The sequence below is a fragment of the Psychrobacter sp. UBA2769 genome, from assembly GCF_002352555.1.
Taxonomy (GTDB): Bacteria; Pseudomonadota; Gammaproteobacteria; order Pseudomonadales; family Moraxellaceae; genus Psychrobacter; species Psychrobacter maritimus.
Genome location: NZ_DEIR01000015.1, coordinates 851 through 5,255, shown reverse-complemented (window position 1 = coordinate 5,255; position 4,405 = coordinate 851). Strand labels below are relative to the sequence as shown.

2 tRNA genes and 2 rRNA genes (1 of these 4 only partly in view) are annotated in these 4,405 nt (G+C 49.6%); all 4 read left to right on the top strand.

Annotated elements, in window-relative coordinates:
• Positions 1 to 1,470 (top strand): 16S ribosomal RNA (locus B3Q63_RS06745).
• 76 nt (positions 1,471 to 1,546) lie between these two features.
• Positions 1,547 to 1,623: transfer RNA gene (locus B3Q63_RS06740), tRNA-Ile, on the top strand.
• An 8-nt stretch (positions 1,624 to 1,631) separates the two neighbouring features.
• Positions 1,632 to 1,707 (top strand) — tRNA-Ala (locus B3Q63_RS06735).
• A 340-nt stretch (positions 1,708 to 2,047) separates the two neighbouring features.
• Positions 2,048 to 4,405, top strand: a 23S ribosomal RNA gene (locus B3Q63_RS06730) (it continues 499 nt past the right edge of the window).
• The 16S and 23S rRNA genes sit together here with 2 tRNA genes alongside, the layout of an rRNA operon.

The window sequence follows — 4,405 nt, the reverse complement described above, 5'->3', positions numbered from 1 at the left end:
TGGCTCAGATTGAACGCTGGCGGCAGGCTTAACACATGCAAGTCGAGCGGAAACGATGATAGCTTGCTATCAGGCGTCGAGCGGCGGACGGGTGAGTAATACTTAGGAATCTACCTAGTAGTGGGGGATAGCTCGGGGAAACTCGAATTAATACCGCATACGACCTACGGGAGAAAGGGGGCAACTTGTTGCTCTCGCTATTAGATGAGCCTAAGTCGGATTAGCTAGATGGTGGGGTAAAGGCCTACCATGGCGACGATCTGTAGCTGGTCTGAGAGGATGATCAGCCACACCGGGACTGAGACACGGCCCGGACTCCTACGGGAGGCAGCAGTGGGGAATATNNTCGGGTCGTAAAGCTCTGTCAAGTGGGAAGAACCTGCAGTATGCCAATACCATATTGCACTGACGGTACCACTGAAGGAAGCACCGGCTAACTCCGTGCCAGCAGCCGCGGTAATACGGGGGGTGCAAGCGTTAATCGGAATTACTGGGCGTAAAGCGAGCGTAGGTGGCTTGATAAGTCAGATGTGAAATCCCCGGGCTTAACCTGGGAACTGCATCTGATACTGTTAGGCTAGAATAGGTGAGAGGAAGGTAGAATTCCAGGTGTAGCGGTGAAATGCGTAGAGATCTGGAGGAATACCGATGGCGAAGGCAGCCTTCTGGCATCATATTGACACTGAGGTTCGAAAGCGTGGGTAGCAAACAGGATTAGATACCCTGGTAGTCCACGCCGTAAACGATGTCTACTAGTCGTTGGGTCCCTTGAGGACTTAGTGACGCAGCTAACGCAATAAGTAGACCGCCTGGGGAGTACGGCCGCAAGGTTAAAACTCAAATGAATTGACGGGGGCCCGCACAAGCGGTGGAGCATGTGGTTTAATTCGATGCAACGCGAAGAACCTTACCTGGTCTTGACATATCTAGAATCCTGCAGAGATGCGGGAGTGCCTTCGGGAATTAGAATACAGGTGCTGCATGGCTGTCGTCAGCTCGTGTCGTGAGATGTTGGGTTAAGTCCCGCAACGAGCGCAACCCTTGTCCTTAGTTACCAGCGGGTTAAGCCGGGAACTCTAAGGATACTGCCAGTGACAAACTGGAGGAAGGCGGGGACGACGTCAAGTCATCATGGCCCTTACGACCAGGGCTACACACGTGCTACAATGGTAGGTACAGAGGGCAGCTACACAGCGATGTGATGCGAATCTCAAAAAGCCTATCGTAGTCCAGATTGGAGTCTGCAACTCGACTCCATGAAGTAGGAATCGCTAGTAATCGCGGATCAGAATGCCGCGGTGAATACGTTCCCGGGCCTTGTACACACCGCCCGTCACACCATGGGAGTTGATTGCACCAGAAGTGGATAGCCTAACCTTCGGGAAGGCGTTCACCACGGTGTGGTTGATGACTGGGGTGAAGTCGTAACAAGGTAGCCGTAGGGGAACCTGCGGCTGGATCACCTCCTTATAGATGGCATTCGGTCAGCAAGAATTCACAACAAGTTGTTCTTTAGTTTAAGCTTACGTTTATAACAAGCGTAATTGGGTCTGTAGCTCAGCTGGTTAGAGCACCGTGTTGATAACGCGGGGGTCAGTGGTTCAAGTCCACTTAGACCCACCATTTTACATGGGGCCATAGCTCAGTTGGTAGAGCGCCTGCCTTGCACGCAGGAGGTCAACGGTTCGACTCCGTTTGGCTCCACCACTATAAACGCCATGTAAGCTTTAGATGCCAATAAATACAATAGGTATTCAACAGAAACAAGTGATTTGTCTAAGATTACTTCTTTCTGTTTTATACAGAACTTATGACTCGACGAGAGCGTAAGAACTATTTAAAAACATAGATATGAGTCTGGGTTAGGAACACGTGTTCACGCGTTGTTCCTAACCTTAATAACTCACTACTTAACGACATCAGTTGTTATCCCAGTAGTGAGTTATTAAAAAAGTAAAGAGAACTGAATCAAGCGTATAAACATAGGTGATATCGTTATCATAATTAGACTTTATAACACTTAGAANNAGACTACTTGGGGTTGTATGGTCAAGTAATGAAGCGCACATGGTGGATGCCTTGGCAGTCAGAGGCGATGAAAGACGTGACAGCCTGCGATAAGCTTCGGGGAGGCGGCAATATCCTGTGATCCGGAGATTTCTGAATGGGGAAACCCACTTACCATAAGGTAGGTATCTTGTACTTGTACAAGAAGCGAACGAGGGGAAGTGAAACATCTCAGTACCCTTAGGAATAGACATCAATTGAGATTCCCCTAGTAGCGGCGAGCGAACGGGGAGAAGCCGATTAATTCTAATGTAGAAGAACAGCGTGGGAAAGCTGACCGTAGTAGGTGATAGTCCTGTATTCGAAACATTAGAGTTAACATATTAAGTAGAGCGGGGCACGAGAAATCCTGTTTGAAGATGGGGGGACCATCCTCCAAGGCTAAATACTCCTGACTGACCGATAGTGAACCAGTACCGTGAGGGAAAGGCGAAAAGAACCCCTGTGAGGGGAGTGAAATAGAACCTGAAACCGTGTGCGTACAAGCAGTGGGAGCCTTAATTTATTAGGGTGACCGCGTACCTTTTGTATAATGGGTCAGCGACTTATGTTCTGTAGCAAGGTTAACCGTTTAGGGGAGCCGTAGGGAAACCGAGTCTTAATAGGGCGAATTAGTTGCAGGGCATAGACCCGAAACCGAGTGATCTATCCATGAGCAGGTTGAAAGTGCCGTAACAGGCACCGGAGGACCGAACCCACTGTCGTTGAAAAGCCAGGGGATGACTTGTGGATAGGGGTGAAAGGCTAATCAAACTCGGTGATAGCTGGTTCTCCCCGAAAGCTATTTAGGTAGCGCCTCGGACGAACACCATTGGGGGTAGAGCACTGTTTCGGCTAGGGGGTCATACCGACTTACCAAACCGATGCAAACTCCGAATACCGATGAGTGATATCCGGGAGACACACAGTGGGTGCTAACGTCCATTGTGGAGAGGGAAACAACCCAGACCGCCAGCTAAGGCCCCAAATTCCTAGTTAAGTGGGAAACGAGGTGGGAAGGCATAGACAGCTAGGAGGTTGGCTTAGAAGCAGCCATCCTTTAAAGAAAGCGTAATAGCTCACTAGTCGAGTCGGCCCGCGCGGAAGATGTAACGGGGCTCAAACTAGGAGCCGAAGCTGCGGATTTGAATTTGTTTTCAAGTGGTAGGGGAGCGTTGTGTAAGCCTGTGAAGGTGTGTTGTAAAGCATGCTGGAGGTATCACAAGAGCGAATGCTGACGTGAGTAACGATAATGCGAGTGAAAAGCTCGCACGCCGGAAGATCAAGGGTTCCAGTCCAACGTTAATCGGGGCTGGGTGAGTCGACCCCTAAGGCGAGGCCGAAAGGCGTAGTCGATGGGAAATCGGTTAATATTCCGATACTTGTTTATAATGCGATGGAGGGACGGAGTAGGTTATGTCAGCCTGGCGTTGGTTGTCCAGGTGAAAGGATGTAGGTAGACAGTTTAGGCAAATCCGGACTGTCATTATACTGAGATCTGATAGCAAGCTGTACTTGTACAGCGAAGTGGCAAATACCATGCTTCCAGGAAAAGCTTCTAAGCAATAGTTATAAACGAATCGTACCCTAAACCGACACAGGTGATCAGGTAGAGAATACCAAGGCGCTTGAGAGAACTCTGCTGAAGGAACTAGGCAAAATGGTACCGTAACTTCGGGAGAAGGTACGCTGCCGATGGTGATAGGACTTGCTCCTTGAGCTGTTGGCAGTCGCAGATACCAGGCTGCTGCAACTGTTTATTAAAAACACAGCACTCTGCAAACACGAAAGTGGACGTATAGGGTGTGATGCCTGCCCGGTGCTGGAAGGTTAATTGATGGGGTTAGCGTAAGCGAAGCTCTTGATCGAAGCCCCAGTAAACGGCGGCCGTAACTATAACGGTCCTAAGGTAGCGAAATTCCTTGTCGGGTAAGTTCCGACCTGCACGAATGGCATAATGATGGCAGCGCTGTCTCCAGCAGAGACTCAGTGAAATCGAAATCGCAGTGAAGATGCTGTGTACCCGCGGCTAGACGGAAAGACCCCGTGAACCTTTACTACAGCTTTACATTGAACTTTGACCTGACTTGTGCAGGATAGGTGGGAGGCTTTGAAGCAGACACGCTAGTGTTTGTGGAGCCAATCTTGAAATACCACCCTGGTCATGTCGGGGTTCTAACTCAGGTATAACAATACCGAGGACAATGTATGGTGGGTAGTTTGACTGGGGCGGTCTCCTCCTAAAGAGTAACGGAGGAGTACGAAGGTGCGCTCAGAACGGTCGGAAATCGTTCATAGAGTATAAAGGCAAAAGCGCGCTTAACTGCGAGACCCACAAGTCGAGCAGGTACGAAAGTAG